A 13,772-nucleotide genomic window follows, 5' to 3' on the forward strand; every position below is an offset into this window, starting at 1 on the left:
CCTGTCCCGTTTCGGCACGGAAAAGTTAATGCCGGGCCGGAATCCCAGGCCGCAGCGGCTCCCCGCTTGTGGACAATCGGTGGATAAGCTGTGCGGTGCACAATATGTTGTAGGGAACGAAACGGGAAAACCTACGCATCGCCGATTCGTCGCCGATTCGTTCCGGCTTTGGCCGGAACGTTAACGCGAAGCCGGCCGCGAGGCGGCGAAATGATTAATCCGCGTTAAGAAATCGCATTCTTTTCAAGGCCTTGCGCTCGAATGGCACGTCGAGCCGCCGCATGGCCGACGCCAGCAGGCAAAAAAGTTAACAACGGCGTTTCATGTGACGAGCCAGGCTCCTCTGCCGATTCACGATCTGGTGCGGAGCGGCTGCCGAAAGTCCATATCTAGCCGTGAACGAAGCATGAATCAGCGAGAGTCAGTGATTCGTCGCCGATTCGTTCCAGACTCGTTCCGAACGTTAAAGGCCGAGGCGGCGGGAGCAGGGCCCTGGCTGTGAACGGGGCGCGGAACATTATGCTTTCGCTCGCGCCTGCGAATGCCTATGTGTCGGCTGTCATCAGTGCGCGCGGGGGCGCGCATCCGAGGAATACGGACGAGAAGGTTTCTCTCCAGGCCGATGGATATCCAGCTGACAAAGACCGCGCCGAGGGCGGGGCAGGCGGCCGTGAAACAGCCGCTGATCCTGTCCGGCCGTGACGTGACGGCCGTGCTCGGGCCCACCAACACCGGCAAGACGCATCTGGCGATCGAACGCATGGTGGCGCATGAGAGCGGGGTGATCGGCCTGCCGCTGCGTCTCTTGGCGCGCGAGGTCTATGGGCGGCTGTGCGAGAAGGTCGGCGCAAGCAAGGTGGCGCTCGTCACCGGCGAGGAGAAGATCCAGCCCGCCGGCGCGCGCTATTCGGTGTGCACCGTAGAGGCGATGCCGCGCGAAACGGACGCGGCCTTCGTGGCGATCGACGAGGTCCAGCTCGCCAACGACCTGGAACGCGGCCATATCTTCACCGACCGCATCCTGCATCTGCGCGGGCGGCAGGAGACGCTGCTGCTCGGCGCCGCCACCATGCAGGGCATCCTGCAGAAGCTGCTCAAGGGCGTGTCGGTGGTGACGCGGCCGCGGCTGTCGCATCTCGCTTATGCCGGATCCAAGAAGCTCACGCGCCTGCCGCGCCGCTCGGCCATCGTCGCCTTCTCGGCCGGCGAGGTCTATGCCATTGCCGAGCTGATACGCCGCCAGCAGGGCGCCGCCGCGGTGGTGCTGGGCGCGCTCAGTCCGCGCACGCGCAACGCCCAGGTTGCGCTCTACCAGTCCGGTGACGTGGACTATCTCGTCGCCACGGACGCCATCGGCATGGGGCTCAACCTCGACGTCGATCACGTCGCCTTCGCGCAGAACCGGAAATTCGACGGCTACCAGTTCCGCCAGCTCACCGCAGCGGAACTCGGCCAGATCGCCGGCCGCGCCGGACGGCACCTGCGCGACGGCACCTTCGGCGTCACCGGCCGGGTCGATCCGTTCGACGACGATCTGGTGCAGAAGATCGAGAGCCACGATTTCGAGCCGGTGAAGGTGCTGCAGTGGCGCACAGCCGACTTCGATTTCGCCTCGCTCGATGCGCTGAAGCGCTCCATCGAAACCAACGCCCCGGTGGAAGGGCTGACGCGCGCCCTGCCGGCTGTGGACGCGCAGGCGCTGGAATATCTGTCGAAGGACGGCGACATCCGCGCGCTCGCCACCGGCCACCAGCGCGTGGCGCTTCTGTGGGAGGCCTGCGCGTTGCCGGACTATCGCAAGATCGCGCCGGCCCAGCATGCCGACCTCGTCGCCTCGATCTATATGGACCTGGCGCGGCGCGGCCATGTCGACGAGGACTACATGGCCGTGCAGGTGCGCCGGGCCGAGACGACAGAGGGCGACATCGACACGCTCTCGCATCGCATCGCGCAGATCCGCACCTGGACTTTCGTGTCCAACCGTCCCGGCTGGCTGGCCGATCCGACACACTGGCAGGAAAAGACAAGAGAAATCGAGGACAGACTGTCGGATGCGCTGCATGAGCGGTTGACGAAACGCTTCGTAGACCGCAGGACTTCCGTCCTCATGCGGCGCCTTAGAGAAAACACCATGCTTGATGCCGAAATAAGCGCAAACGGAACGGTCCTCGTAGAGGGCCATCATGTCGGCGAGTTGCAGGGGTTCCGCTTCACCGCCGACCAGAGCGCCGGCGGCGAGGACGCCAAGGCGGTGCGCGCGGCCGCGCAGAAGGCGCTGGCGGCCGAATTCGAGGCGCGCGCGGAGCGCTTCGCCGCTTCCGGCAACAACGACATCGCGCTCGGCTCCGACGGCACGCTGCGCTGGATCGGCCAGCCGATCGGCACGCTGGTGGCGGGCGAGGACGCGCTGAAGCCGCGTCTGGTGCTGTTCGCGGACGAGCAGCTTACCGGCCCGGCGCGCGACAAGGTGGCGGCGCGCGCGGAGCGTTTCGTCAATTTCCAGATCGAGCAGTTCCTGAAGCCGCTGGCCGAGCTGAAGGCGACGGATCAGCTTTCCGGCATTGCGCGCGGCATCGCCTTCCAGCTCGTGGAGAATTTCGGCCTCATCAACCGGCGCGACATCGCCGAGGACATGCGTTCGCTCGACCAGGAGGGGCGGGCGGCGCTGCGGCGGCTCGGCGTGCGCTTCGGCGCCTACCACATTTTCGTGCCTTCGCTGATCAAGCCCGCCCCGGCCGGGCTCATCACGCTTCTGTGGGCGCTGAAGAACGACGGCAAGGACAAGCCGGGCTTCGGCGACGTGGTCAACGCGCTGGCGACCGGGCGCACGTCGGTCATGGTCGATCCGGCTTTCGACAAGACGTTCTATCGCCTTGCCGGCTACCGCAATCTCGGACGGCGCGCCGTGCGCGTCGATATCCTCGAGCGGCTGGCCGACCTGATCCGTCCGGCCACCAACTGGAAGCCGGGCCTCGGTCCCCGTCCGGACGGGGCCTATGACGGCCAGTCCTTCATGGTGACGCCGCCGATGATGTCTATCCTCGGCGCCACTGCCGACGACATGGAAGAGATCCTGAAAGGTCTGGGCTACCGGGCCGAAGCGAAGCCGGCGGACGAGGTCAAGGCGAAGCTGGAGGCCCTGGACGAGGCCACGCGGCAGGCGGCAGAGGCCAAGGTGGCCGCCGAGGCGGCGGCGCAGCAGGCCGAAGCTGTGGAAGACTTGCAGGAAGAGCAGGCCACGCCGGAGCAGCCGGCCGAGCATGCCGGCCCGGCCGAAGCTCCGGAGGCTGCGGCGGCAGGCGCGGAGCCGGCGGCCGTCGTCGAAAAGGAAGCGAAAGGCGAGCCGCAGGAAGCGGCTTCGGCGAGCGCCGGCACGGTGGCGGCCGAGGCGGGCGAAAGCCAGGCTGAAGACGCTGTTGTTGGGCCAGGCGCCGAGGCTGCTGCCGCGGAAGCTCCGGTCGAGGCCGAGGAGCCGAAGCCGATCCTGCTCTGGCGGCAAGCCCGCTTCGAGCGGCATCGCGGCCAGCGCCCCGAGCATCGCCAGCGCGGAGGCGCACGCCAGGCTCAGACGGCCGAAGGCCGTCAGCAGCATGCGGACGGCAAGGAAGAAGGCCGCCCCCGCTTCAAGGGCAAGCCCGGCGGCAGGCCGCAGGGCGAGCGCCAGGAAGGGCGCCCCGAGCGAAATGGCGGCCACAACGAGCATCGCAGGCAAGGTGGCCATGGGGGCGGCGGCCATGGGGGCGGCAAGAGCGGTCAGGGCGGTAAGCCGGCTTTCCAGTCCCGGCGAGACGAACGCCCGGCGCGGATCGATCCCGATTCGCCCTTCGCCAAGCTGGCCGCGCTGCGGGACCAGCTGAAGAAATAGATGCCGTCGCGTTGCGTGCGCGCGGCTGAAGCCAGCCGCTGAACCCGATGTCCGCCGAAGGCCGGCAGCGCATCGACAAATGGCTGTTCTTCGCCCGGGCGGTCAAATCGCGCTCGCTGGCCGCCAAGCTGGTGGCCACCGGGCGGGTTCGCATCAATCGCGACAAAGCAGCGCAGGCATCCGATCTGGTCAGGCCCGGCGACGTGCTGACCATGACGCTGGATCGCCGCATCCTGGTGTGGAAGGTGGTGGCTCCAGGCGCGCGGCGCGGCCCGGCCGAGGAGGCGCGCACGCTGTACGAGGACCTTTCGCCGGCGCCGGCTCCGCGCGGCGTCGAGGATGCGATCGCACCGCTGCGGGAGGCCGGCAGCGGGCGGCCGACCAAGAAGGAACGGCGCCAGACGGACCGGCTGCGCGACGAGGACTGACCGGCTCTTCGCTGGCTGCCGGAAAAACGTTCCGCATTGGGCCAACGGCCCGGCAAACGGCACCCTTGCCAGCGCCCGACAAAGGCGTTACCTGACCGGCGAAGATTTTGACAGACGGGACCTTCCCGGAGCCGCCGATGACCTATGTCGTGACCGATAATTGCATTAAATGCAAGTACATGGACTGTGTGGAGGTCTGTCCGGTCGATTGCTTCTACGAGGGCGAGAACATGCTCGTCATCCATCCCGACGAATGCATCGACTGCGGCGTGTGCGAACCCGAATGTCCGGCGGACGCCATCAAGCCGGACACCGAGCCCGGGCTCGACAAGTGGCTTCAGGTCAACTCCGAATATGCCGAGAAGTGGCCGAACATAACCACCAAGAAGGAGCCGCCTGCGGACGCGGCGGCCTTCGACGGCGAGGCAGGGAAGTTCGAGAAATATTTCTCGGCCGAACCCGGCGGCGGTGACTGACGGCGCGCCACGGCGTATATAGTATCGGTCTGGGTGACCTTGCGTCAGCCTGCCGCAGCAGATCGGGACTTGACGGAGGCCGTCTCCGTATCCCTTCGCGCGTGCAGCAAATTCTTGATTCTTCCGACTTTTTGTGCTAGATATAGGTCACATGCCTCGTGACATATGTCGATTTATGGCTGAAAGCGGCCTTAATCACTGAAAGGTGAGTTACGCAACCCGGACCAGAGCGATCTTGGACCAGGCGACCGCGATTGCGGCATGCCGGGTCCGGCTTTACCGGGCGAACTTGCTTGTCATTCGGCCAACCGGATGCGCCGGGCGCAGGTTCATCGCCGCAGGACGCCGGTGCATTATTTGAGATGAGGCGGTGGACCGATCCCGCATGATCGGGCGCCGTTTCGGCCGGGTCAACCGGCAGCCCGTGTTCAGCCGGCAGCAAGCCGGCGCCACAACCAAGGAGTTCTGGGCGTAATGGCAACCACCACACCGCAGAAGAAGCCCGTATCGGCCGCGCGTCACGGTTTCAAGACCGGCGAGTTCATCGTCTATCCCGCTCACGGCGTCGGGCAGATCGTGTCCATCGACGAGCAGGAAGTCGCCGGCATGAAGCTGGAGCTTTTCGTGATCGACTTCCAGAAGGACAAGATGCGGCTCAAGGTGCCGGTCGCCAAGGCCACGTCCATCGGCATGCGCAAGCTGTCCGAGACCGACTATGTCGACCGCGCGCTGAAGGTCGTGCAGGGTCGCGCCCGCGTGAAGCGCACCATGTGGTCGCGCCGCGCCCAGGAATATGACGCCAAGATCAATTCCGGCGACCTGATCTCCATTTCGGAAGTGGTGCGCGACCTCTACCGCGCCGACAACCAGCCCGAGCAGTCCTATTCCGAGCGCCAGCTCTACGAAGCCGCGCTCGACCGCATGGCGCGCGAGATCGCTGCCGTCAACCGCATGTCGGAGACCGAGGCCGTGCGCCTCATCGAGGTCAACCTCAACAAGGGTCCGAAGCGCGGCGCCAAGGCGGACAACGAGGAAACCGAGCAGGAAGAGGCCGCCTGAGCCTTCTTCGCTCCGGCGCAGAGACAGAACCCGGCCCTTGAGGCCGGGTTTTTCTTTGCCTTGGAGAACTCGCGCCTATGCGCGGCCGGGCAGTCCGAAGGGTACAGCGCCGCCGCGTATTCTGGAAAAAAGGGGCAGAGTAGTCTCCCGCCCATCATGTGGGAGCAGCGATACGGTCCGAGAATGGCACTACGGCCGGTCGTGCCTCAGATGCCTTCCCCGGCCAGGTCCTCGGACAGCGTTGCCACCTGGTTCTGGGCGTTGCGGGACATGGGATAGATGTCGAGCACGCGCTGCCACGCCTCCAGCGCGTCCTGCTTGCGGCCAGTGTCGGCCATGATCGCGGCCAGACCGGACAGGGCGCCGAAATGGCGCGGCTCCAGTTCCAGCGTCTTGAGGATGTCGGCCATCGACTTGGCGTAGTTCTTCATCAGGAAATGCACGGAAGCGCGGCGGTTCCAGCCTTCCGCATAGGACGGATCGAGGGTCACCACCTCGTCGAGGAAATCGAGCGCGACGTCGTATTTCTGCTCCTCGACCGCCTTCTGCGACCATTGCATCATCAGGTCGATGGAGGCACTGCCGGACTGCGCCCATTCCTGCCAGATCTGTGCGACGATACGCTCGGCGGCCTTTTCGTTGCGCTCGCGCTTGAGGGCGGCGAACAGCTTGTCCAGCCGTTGGGACCTGGTCTGGGGCAGGGTATCCGCAGGCGGGGGCGCCGCACCGGGAGCCGCCTGCCGAGGCGGCTGCGCCGGCGCCTGCTCCTGGGCCGCGGCAGGCAGAAGCTGGGTGGCCGATAGAAGAAGCGCGCAAAAGACAACATTCCGCATTCCGGGGAATCTATCCCCCGGCTGCGGAACGTCAAACGGAAACATGGAAGGCCGGCCGGCGTGCTCGCAATTCAGGCAGCGTCCGGCCCTGCCGCGACTCAGCCCTGGCGAGCCTTGTAGCGCGGGTCGGTCTTGTTGATGATGTAGATGCGGCCCTTGCGGCGAACCAGGCGGTTGTCCCGGTGACGCGCCTTGAGCGCCTTGAGCGAGTTCTTGATCTTCATGGTCGTGCCCGTTCCTGAGCCCGCTACGGGCCGATGTTTAAAACGCGCCCGAAGGCGCGCTCGAATGGTGCCCGGCTCATAGACGAGGAGGCTTGCCCGTGTCAACCGTCCGCGAGCCGGACTGCGCCTGAACCGACGGACACGACCCCGGTATGGCATGTATCGCGCGCCGTGGCGATGTCCTGTCATCCTGCCGCTTGACCAATCCATAACTCTATGGTTATGCATAAAGCCATAACCAACGGGTTATCGATTGCGATGCCGGAGACTCGCGACCTGCTTTTCAAAACGCTTGCCGATCCGACGCGGCGCGCCCTCTTCGAAAGGCTGTGCCGCGAAGGCGAGATGACGGTCGGGGCGCTGACGGCTCACGCCGGGGTCTCCCAGCCGGCGGTATCGAAGCATCTCGGCGCGCTGAAACAGGCGGGGCTGGTGCGCGACCGCCACCAGGGGCGCCAGACGCATTACAGCGCACAGCCTGACGCGCTTGCCCCGCTGGTCGACTGGACGAGCCGCATGGCCGGATTCTGGGAAAGCCGGCTCGATGACCTCGAAGACCTGCTGAAGAGGATGGATCAATGAACGAACTGCCGACCGGGACGCTCTCCGTCGTCGTCGAACGGGATATCCCTTATCCGCCAGAGAAGATCTGGCGCGCGCTCACGCAACCTCAGCTAATCGAGGAATGGCTGATGAAGAACGACTTCAAGCCGGTGGTGGGGCACAGTTTCAACCTGCGCGGCGAATGGGGCGGCACGCTGGACTGCGAGGTGCTGTCCGTCGAGCCGAACCGGACATTGTCCTACAGCTGGAACTTCAGCCACGACGATCCGGCCTTCAACCTGAGGAGCGTGGTGACATTCACGCTTGCCTCCACCGGCGCCGGAACCCGCCTGCGAGTGGAGCAGTCCGGTTTCCGCCCGGACCAGAAGCAGGCCTATGGCGGCGCCAAGGCCGGCTGGCCGCAGTTCCTGGCGAAGCTGGAGCAAGTGCTGGCACGGGCCGTCTGACCGGCCCGGAAGAAGTTTCAAACCAGATGATTTTAGCGAGAGGAGGTTCGATTGGGCTGGAATAAATGGATTCGGCAAACGCATCGCTGGCTGGCCGTCGCCTTCACGGCGACCGTCATCGCCAACTTCGTGGCCATGGCGCTCGGGACGCCGCCCATGTGGGTGGTCTATTCGCCGCTGCCGCCGCTCTTCCTGTTGCTGTTCAGCGGTCTTTACATGTTCGTGCTGCCCTACACCGCCAAAGGACGTGCGGCGCGCGCCGAGGCTTAGCCTTGGTACGAGCCGGAAATCTTCAACGGCCGGTCGGCGATCCCAGCCGGGTGAAATGACCCATCTTGCGGCCGGGCCGTGACTCGGCCTTGCCGTAGAGGTGCAGCACCACGTCCGGCTGGGCGAGCAGGGCGGGCGCCTTGAGGACCTCGTCGCCGATCAGGTTTTCCATCACGCAGTCGAAATGGCGTTGCGTCCAGCCCAGCGGCAGGCCGGCAATGGCGCGGATATGCTGCTCGAACTGCGAGACGGTGCAGGCCGCTTCCGTCCAGTGGCCGGAATTGTGCACGCGCGGCGCGATCTCATTGACGAGCAAAGAGCCGTCTTCAAGCACGAAGAACTCGACGCCGATGACGCCGACATAGTCCAGTTCCCCGAGGATTTTCCACGCCGCGGTTCTGGCGGCTTCCGCCGTGGCGGCCCCAATGCGGGCCGGCAGGGTGGAAGTGTGCAATATGCCGTCGCGATGGACGTTCTCGGCCGGGTCGTAGGCGGCGAGGCCGCCATCGGCGCCGCGCGCGGCGATCACCGAAATCTCGCGCTCGAAGGGTACGAAATCCTCGAGGATCAGCGGCACGTTGCCCATCGCCTCGCAGGTGCCGGAAAAGCCGCTGCCCGTCATGTTGCGGAAGACGCGCTGGCCCTTGCCGTCGTAGCCCATGCGGCGCGTCTTCAATACGCCGTTGCCGTGGAACCTGGCGAGCGCGGCAGCCAGCTGGTCGTCGTCATCCACGGGAGCGAAATGCGCGGTGGGGATGCCGATGCCGTTCAGGAACTGCTTTTCGACCATGCGGTCCTGCGCCACTTCCAGCGCCCTGGGCGGCGGGAAGACAGGGACCAGCGCCGCCAGCGCGTTGGCGCCGGCCACCGGCACGTTCTCGAACTCGTAGGTGACGACCGCGCAGCCGTCGGCAAGATCGGCAAGTGCCGCGGTGTCGTCATAGGCCGCGACGATCTGGCGGTCCGCCACCTGCGCGGCCGGGCAGTCGGCCTGCGGTTCGAGGATCGCCGTGTGATAGCCGAGGCGCGCGGCCGCCATCGCCAGCATGCGGCCAAGCTGGCCGCCGCCGATGATGCCGATCGTGGAATCGGGCGGAAGCGGGGTCATGGCGCGTCGACCGGCTCGACGGCGACCTTCGCCGTCTGGGCCGCGCGCCAGGCGTCCAGCCGGCCGGCCAGCGCCTTGTCGGACAGCGCCAGCACGGCGGCGGCGAGCAGGGCCGCATTGGCGGCGCCGGCCTTGCCGATGGCCAGCGTGCCGACCGGGATGCCGGCGGGCATCTGCACGATGGAAAGAAGCGAATCCTGGCCGGACAAGGCCCTGGATTCCACCGGCACTCCGAAGACGGGCAGCGGCGTCATCGCAGCCGTCATGCCCGGCAGGTGCGCCGCGCCGCCGGCGCCGGCGATCACCACCTTGTAGCCGGCCGCCTTGGCGCCCTTGGCGAAATCGTAGAGCCGGTCGGGCGTGCGGTGGGCGGAGACGATCAGGCTCCTGTGGGAGATACCCAGCGCCTCGAGGATTTCGGCGGCATGGCGCATCGTGGCCCAGTCGGACTGGCTGCCCATGATGATGGCGACGTCGGCGCTTTTGTCGTGCAACTGCGCACTCCTCGGTGGAAATCGCGCCTTAGCTCAAAATCTGGAATCGGGCAAGGAGAGGCGGCCAGCACCGGCCGGTCAGGCGATTATGTCGGGTATGAGGCGGTCTTCCAGCTTCTGGACCCGGTCCTTCAGCATGAGCTTTTTCTTCTTCATGCGCTGGATCTGAAGCGGATCGCAGCCCATTGCGATCATCGCGTTGATGGCTGCATCGAAATCGGCATGTTCCTGTTTCAACCGCGCGAATTCGAGGCGAATTTCGGCCTGTTCCTGTTCCGACATGTCCACCATTCTGCGAGTTTCATCGCCGGGAATGCACCGAGCGGGCGCGCGCGGCCGGCGTCCTTTCGCCGGTGCGCAGCCCATAGCACATTTCAGCCTGTCGGGGAATGCTACCATACATCATTCGACATAGGTGACCTTTGGTGGCAGAGTGTCACGCAGCCGTCATGTTGGCGGGTCTTTCCGGGATTCGCTCAAGGCGGTCGCAATCGAGCAAACCATGAAAGGGAGAACCAATCATGTCTCTTGCATCCCATCTTGAGGAGCTGCAGAGGAAGCATGGCGACATCGAGCGCGAGCTCGACGAAGCGATGCTGCATCCTTCGGTTGACGATCTGGAGATCGCCAATCTCAAGCGGCGCAAGCTGGCTCTCAAGGACGAGATCGAGAAACTGAGGACGCTTCCCACGACGCATTGAAGTGCGTTTCGATCGCATACCAACTCCCCCAGGATGATTCCCATATTCCGGCGGCAGGTGGTCGCCGGAATATGATCTGCCTCACATTCGCATAGCCATGTTGAAGCACGGCGGCATCTTTCAGGCTCGCCCGGTGCGCTGCAGGCATCTGTTCTTTGCGCATATCCCGGTTCCGAAACCGGTTTCCGTTATCGGAAGGTTGTTTCAAGCCTTGCCTCGCAAGCCTCATCGGCGCGGAATGCGCATCCCGTCCGAAAGCGGCCATGATTGCGGCCGACAACGCGCTGCGGGGGCTGATTGCCGGGCATGAGCCATAGCCGATATCGATATTCGACCGGCCGAACAGGTCGGCGCCATTGACAAGGCGGCCGGCGTCGGCCACCTCATGCACGGATTTCTGACACGAGGCACCGGCATGACCGGGTATTTTTCGTCTCCATTTCCGCGCCGCGCTTGCGTCGGCGTCGATGTCGGCGGCGTCATGGTCGGCGGCACCGCTCCGGTCGTGGTGCAGTCGATGACCAATACGGACACGGCCGATGTGGACGCGACCGTGCGGCAGGTTGCCGCGCTTTCGCGCGCCGGCTCCGAGATCGTGCGCATTACGGTCGACCGCGACGACAGCGCCGCCGCCGTGCCGAAGATCCGCGAGCGGCTGGAGCGGCTCGGCATCCACGTGCCGCTGGTCGGCGACTTCCACTATATCGGCCACAAGCTCTTGGCCGACCATCCGGCCTGCGCCGAGGCGCTGGCGAAATACCGCATCAATCCCGGCAATGTCGGCTTCAAGGACAAGAGGGACCGGCAGTTCGCCGATATCGTCGAAATGGCGATCCGGCATGACAAGCCGGTGCGCATCGGCGTCAACTGGGGGTCGCTCGATCAGGAGCTGCTGACGCGGCTGATGGACGAGAACCAGGCCGCCGGCTCACCCTTGACCGCGCAGGAAGTGACGCGCGAGGCCATCGTGCAGTCGGCCATCCTGTCGGCCGAGATGGCCGAGGAGATCGGCCTGCCGCGCGAGAAGATCATCCTGTCGGCCAAGGTCAGCGGCGTGCAGGACCTGATTGCCGTCTACACGATGCTGGCGCAACGGTCAGACCACGCGCTGCATCTCGGCCTCACCGAAGCGGGCATGGGTTCGAAGGGCATCGTCGCCTCCTCGGCGGCCATGGGCATCCTGCTGCAGCAGGGCATCGGCGACACGATCCGTATCTCGCTGACGCCCGAGCCCGGCGGCGACCGCACACGCGAGGTGCAGGTGGCGCAGGAACTGCTCCAGACCATGGGTTTCCGCCAGTTCGTGCCGATCGTCGCGGCGTGCCCCGGCTGCGGCCGCACCACCTCCACGGTGTTCCAGGAACTGGCGCAGTCGATCCAGGAGGACATCCGCCGCAACATGCCCGTCTGGCGCGAACGGTATCCGGGCGTCGAGCAGCTCAAAGTGGCTGTGATGGGCTGCATCGTCAACGGGCCGGGCGAATCCAAGCATGCCGATATCGGCATCTCGCTGCCGGGCACCGGCGAGACGCCCACCGCGCCCGTGTTCATCGACGGCCGCAAGGCGGCGACCTTGCGCGGCCCGAACATCGCCGCCGATTTCGAGAAGATGGTCGGCGACTATATCGAGCAGCGCTTCGGGCAGGGCGTCAGGGCAAAGGCGGCCGGATAGGCCGATGCGCGCGGCGTTCGGCGCTTTCCTTGCCGCTTGTCTTCTCTGCCTTGCCACCGGCGCATATGCCGATCCGCCCATGCCCGGCAAGCAGCGGCTGATCGGCCGCGTCTGCGAACTGATCGAGGCATCCGCCAACGGCGCGGGCCTGCCGAGGGAATTCTTCGCCCGGCTGATCTGGAAGGAAAGCCGCTTCGATCCGAATGCGGTCAGTCCGGTGGGCGCCGAGGGCATCGCGCAATTCATGCCGGGCACGGCGAAGATGCGCGGGCTCGAAAATCCTTTCGACATCGAGCAGGCCATTCCGGCCTCGGCGCGCTACCTGGCCGAGCTGAAGGCGGGATACGGCAATCTCGGCCTGGCCGCCGCCGCCTACAATGCCGGCGAGAGCCGGGTGTCGCGCTGGCTCGCCTCCGGCGGGTTCCTGCCGCTGGAGACGGAGGCCTATGTGCTCGACGTGATGGGCGAGCCGGTGGACAATTTCACCGACAGGAGCCATGCCGGAACGATCCGTCCGCTGGACAAGAAGCTGAACTTTGCCGTGGCCTGCCGCCATCTGCCGGTGATCATGTCGCAAACGGTGGCGATGGCCTCGATCAACGTCAAGCCGTGGGGGGTGCAGGTGGCCGGCAATTTCCGCCGTGCCGCCGCCATCCGGCAGTGGCAGCGCGTGCAGGGGCGCTTCCCCGCGCTGCTGGCGGGCTACGACCCGGTTGTAAGCCGCGTGCGCACGCCCATGGGCCGGCGGGGCGTCTATGCGGTGCGGATCGGGGTCGACGACCGTACCGGCGCGGATCGCATCTGCCAGAAGCTGCGCGGGGCCGGCGGCTCCTGCGTGGTGATGAGGAACCGATGAGCCCTGGACGCGACGAACCGGTCAGGACAGCCGACCCGCTCTATACCGATCCTGATCTGGTGCAGTTCTACGACGTCGAGAACCGGGGCGGGGCGGATTTCGACTATTGCGTCGCCTTCGCGCGGGATGCGGGCTCGGTGCTCGATCTCGGCTGCGGCACCGGCCAGCTTGTGGCCGCGTTAAGCGCCGGGCGATGCGTCGTCGGCGTGGACCCGGCAGAAGCGATGCTCGATGTCGCCCGCAGTCGGCCCGGTGGAAAGAGCGCGCAATGGGTGAGGGCGGACGCGCGCGACGTGCGTCTTAGGCAGAAGTTCGACCTGATTTTGCTGACGGGCCATGCCTTCCAGGTGTTCCTGACCGACGCCGATCGCAAGGCCGTGCTGGAGACGATCGCGGCGCATCTCGAATCCGGCGGGCGCTTCCTGTTCGACACCGCAATCCAGCCGCCGAGGAGTGGCGCGAATGGACGCCGGAGAACTCGCGCCGGTCCATAGTGCACCCTCGGCTGGGTGTGGTGACGGCATGGAACGATGTCGCCTGCGACGCCGCCACCGGCGTCGTGACCTACCAGACCTTTTATCGACCGGAAGCGGGCGACCGTGTTCTTCAAGCGCGATCGTGCATAGCCTTCCCGGCCAAGGAGGAGGTTGCCGCGGCGATAGCGGAAGCCGGGCTTGCCGTCGATCGCTGGCTCGGCGATTGGCAGGGCGCGCCCTGCACGCCTGCTTCCTGCGAGATCATTCCGCTGGGATGTCTGGCCTGATGCGGGACATGCT

At 65.8% G+C, this 13,772-nt stretch carries 17 protein-coding genes; 12 read left to right on the top strand and 5 right to left on the bottom strand.

Going from position 1 to position 13,772, the window contains the following annotated elements; genetic code table 11:
• Nucleotides 1-622 precede the first annotated feature (622 nt).
• The 4 genes from QU595_RS18830 (at nucleotide 623) to QU595_RS18845 (ending at nucleotide 5,828) form a co-directional block, all read left to right on the top strand.
• Nucleotides 623-3,865, top strand: coding sequence for a helicase-related protein (locus QU595_RS18830; protein ID WP_410000528.1), 3,243 nt, complete (start codon nucleotides 623-625; stop codon nucleotides 3,863-3,865).
• Between the two features lie 47 nt (nucleotides 3,866-3,912).
• A complete protein-coding gene (locus tag QU595_RS18835; RefSeq protein WP_315924731.1) occupies nucleotides 3,913-4,293 on the top strand; it encodes an RNA-binding S4 domain-containing protein in 381 nt (126 codons plus the stop codon).
• A 137-nt stretch (nucleotides 4,294-4,430) separates the two neighbouring features.
• On the top strand, nucleotides 4,431-4,769 hold the full coding sequence (gene fdxA / locus QU595_RS18840) for a ferredoxin FdxA (protein WP_315924733.1): 339 nt from the start codon (nucleotides 4,431-4,433) through the stop codon (nucleotides 4,767-4,769).
• A gap of 474 nt (nucleotides 4,770-5,243) precedes the next feature.
• The gene (locus QU595_RS18845; protein ID WP_315924735.1) at nucleotides 5,244-5,828 is read left to right on the top strand and encodes a CarD family transcriptional regulator; all 585 of its coding nucleotides are present in this window, start codon (nucleotides 5,244-5,246) and stop codon (nucleotides 5,826-5,828) included.
• A gap of 206 nt (nucleotides 5,829-6,034) precedes the next feature.
• Here QU595_RS18845 and QU595_RS18850 read toward each other — a convergent pair whose 3' ends face one another.
• Together QU595_RS18850 and ykgO are read right to left on the bottom strand one after the other, a co-directional pair.
• Nucleotides 6,035-6,661, bottom strand: coding sequence for a hypothetical protein (locus QU595_RS18850; protein WP_315924737.1), 627 nt, complete (start codon nucleotides 6,659-6,661; stop codon nucleotides 6,035-6,037).
• A gap of 98 nt (nucleotides 6,662-6,759) precedes the next feature.
• Nucleotides 6,760-6,885 carry a type B 50S ribosomal protein L36 gene (ykgO, locus tag QU595_RS18855; RefSeq protein WP_035022199.1) on the bottom strand — a complete coding sequence of 42 codons (126 nt, stop codon included), beginning with the start codon at nucleotides 6,883-6,885 and terminating at the stop codon, nucleotides 6,760-6,762.
• Nucleotides 6,886-7,143: 258 nt separating this feature from the next.
• Between ykgO and QU595_RS18860 the strand changes: the two genes are divergently transcribed.
• From QU595_RS18860 to QU595_RS18870, 3 genes are read left to right on the top strand one after another with little or no spacing between them, the layout of a single operon-like run.
• The gene (locus QU595_RS18860; RefSeq protein ID WP_315924743.1) at nucleotides 7,144-7,467 is read left to right on the top strand and encodes a metalloregulator ArsR/SmtB family transcription factor; all 324 of its coding nucleotides are present in this window, start codon (nucleotides 7,144-7,146) and stop codon (nucleotides 7,465-7,467) included.
• Nucleotides 7,464-7,895 (top strand): SRPBCC domain-containing protein, encoded by a 432-nt coding sequence (locus QU595_RS18865; RefSeq protein ID WP_315924745.1) that lies wholly within the window; start codon nucleotides 7,464-7,466, stop codon nucleotides 7,893-7,895. The genes QU595_RS18860 and QU595_RS18865 overlap by 4 nt, the downstream gene beginning before the upstream one ends.
• Before the next feature lie 51 nt (nucleotides 7,896-7,946).
• A complete protein-coding gene (locus QU595_RS18870) occupies nucleotides 7,947-8,165 on the top strand; it encodes a hypothetical protein (RefSeq protein ID WP_315924747.1) in 219 nt (72 codons plus the stop codon).
• Nucleotides 8,166-8,187: 22 nt separating this feature from the next.
• Here QU595_RS18870 and QU595_RS18875 read toward each other — a convergent pair whose 3' ends face one another.
• From QU595_RS18875 to QU595_RS18885, 3 genes are all read right to left on the bottom strand, one after another.
• The gene (locus QU595_RS18875; RefSeq protein WP_315924749.1) at nucleotides 8,188-9,273 is read right to left on the bottom strand and encodes a 5-(carboxyamino)imidazole ribonucleotide synthase; all 1,086 of its coding nucleotides are present in this window, start codon (nucleotides 9,271-9,273) and stop codon (nucleotides 8,188-8,190) included.
• Nucleotides 9,270-9,767 (bottom strand): 5-(carboxyamino)imidazole ribonucleotide mutase, encoded by a 498-nt coding sequence (gene purE / locus QU595_RS18880; protein ID WP_315924751.1) that lies wholly within the window; start codon nucleotides 9,765-9,767, stop codon nucleotides 9,270-9,272. Before purE ends, QU595_RS18875 begins: the two co-directional genes overlap by 4 nt.
• A 78-nt stretch (nucleotides 9,768-9,845) precedes the next feature.
• On the bottom strand, nucleotides 9,846-10,049 hold the full coding sequence (locus tag QU595_RS18885; protein ID WP_315924753.1) for a YdcH family protein: 204 nt from the start codon (nucleotides 10,047-10,049) through the stop codon (nucleotides 9,846-9,848).
• A 239-nt stretch (nucleotides 10,050-10,288) separates the two neighbouring features.
• On the opposite strand from QU595_RS18885, the gene QU595_RS18890 reads away from it, so the two are divergent.
• The 5 genes from QU595_RS18890 (at nucleotide 10,289) to QU595_RS18910 (ending at nucleotide 13,759) form a co-directional block, all read left to right on the top strand.
• Nucleotides 10,289-10,468 (top strand): YdcH family protein, encoded by a 180-nt coding sequence (locus QU595_RS18890; RefSeq protein WP_315924755.1) that lies wholly within the window; start codon nucleotides 10,289-10,291, stop codon nucleotides 10,466-10,468.
• Between the two features lie 415 nt (nucleotides 10,469-10,883).
• A complete protein-coding gene (gene ispG / locus QU595_RS18895; RefSeq protein ID WP_315924757.1) occupies nucleotides 10,884-12,140 on the top strand; it encodes a flavodoxin-dependent (E)-4-hydroxy-3-methylbut-2-enyl-diphosphate synthase in 1,257 nt (418 codons plus the stop codon).
• Nucleotides 12,141-12,144: 4 nt separating this feature from the next.
• Nucleotides 12,145-12,996, top strand: a complete 852-nt coding sequence (locus QU595_RS18900; RefSeq protein ID WP_315924759.1) for a lytic transglycosylase domain-containing protein — start codon at nucleotides 12,145-12,147, stop codon at nucleotides 12,994-12,996.
• Nucleotides 12,993-13,490 (top strand): class I SAM-dependent methyltransferase, encoded by a 498-nt coding sequence (locus QU595_RS18905; protein ID WP_315924761.1) that lies wholly within the window; start codon nucleotides 12,993-12,995, stop codon nucleotides 13,488-13,490. The genes QU595_RS18900 and QU595_RS18905 overlap by 4 nt, the downstream gene beginning before the upstream one ends.
• 20 nt (nucleotides 13,491-13,510) lie before the next feature.
• On the top strand, nucleotides 13,511-13,759 hold the full coding sequence (locus QU595_RS18910; RefSeq protein ID WP_315924763.1) for a hypothetical protein: 249 nt from the start codon (nucleotides 13,511-13,513) through the stop codon (nucleotides 13,757-13,759).
• Nucleotides 13,760-13,772 lie beyond the last annotated feature (13 nt).

The sequence above is a fragment of the Mesorhizobium sp. SP-1A genome (genome assembly GCF_032460275.1).
In the GTDB taxonomy this organism is placed as follows: Bacteria; Pseudomonadota; Alphaproteobacteria; order Rhizobiales; family Rhizobiaceae; genus Mesorhizobium.

Excerpts from the sequence above, each read along its gene's own strand:
- QU595_RS18890 (WP_315924755.1), top strand. The coding sequence starts at position 10,289 with ATGTCTCTTGCATCCCATCTTGAGGAGCTGCAGAGGAAGCATGGCGAC.
- fdxA (WP_315924733.1), top strand. The coding sequence starts at position 4,431 with ATGACCTATGTCGTGACCGATAATTGCATTAAATGCAAGTACATGGAC.
- QU595_RS18850 (WP_315924737.1), bottom strand. The coding sequence starts at position 6,661 with ATGCGGAATGTTGTCTTTTGCGCGCTTCTTCTATCGGCCACCCAGCTT.
- QU595_RS18865 (WP_315924745.1), top strand. The coding sequence starts at position 7,464 with ATGAACGAACTGCCGACCGGGACGCTCTCCGTCGTCGTCGAACGGGAT.
- QU595_RS18885 (WP_315924753.1), bottom strand. The coding sequence starts at position 10,049 with ATGTCGGAACAGGAACAGGCCGAAATTCGCCTCGAATTCGCGCGGTTG.
- QU595_RS18845 (WP_315924735.1), top strand. The coding sequence starts at position 5,244 with ATGGCAACCACCACACCGCAGAAGAAGCCCGTATCGGCCGCGCGTCAC.
- QU595_RS18875 (WP_315924749.1), bottom strand. The coding sequence starts at position 9,273 with ATGACCCCGCTTCCGCCCGATTCCACGATCGGCATCATCGGCGGCGGC.
- ispG (WP_315924757.1), top strand. The coding sequence starts at position 10,884 with ATGACCGGGTATTTTTCGTCTCCATTTCCGCGCCGCGCTTGCGTCGGC.
- QU595_RS18830 (WP_410000528.1), top strand. The coding sequence starts at position 623 with ATGGATATCCAGCTGACAAAGACCGCGCCGAGGGCGGGGCAGGCGGCC.
- QU595_RS18835 (WP_315924731.1), top strand. The coding sequence starts at position 3,913 with ATGTCCGCCGAAGGCCGGCAGCGCATCGACAAATGGCTGTTCTTCGCC.
- QU595_RS18900 (WP_315924759.1), top strand. The coding sequence starts at position 12,145 with ATGCGCGCGGCGTTCGGCGCTTTCCTTGCCGCTTGTCTTCTCTGCCTT.
- QU595_RS18905 (WP_315924761.1), top strand. The coding sequence starts at position 12,993 with ATGAGCCCTGGACGCGACGAACCGGTCAGGACAGCCGACCCGCTCTAT.
- ykgO (WP_035022199.1), bottom strand. The coding sequence starts at position 6,885 with ATGAAGATCAAGAACTCGCTCAAGGCGCTCAAGGCGCGTCACCGGGAC.
- QU595_RS18860 (WP_315924743.1), top strand. The coding sequence starts at position 7,144 with ATGCCGGAGACTCGCGACCTGCTTTTCAAAACGCTTGCCGATCCGACG.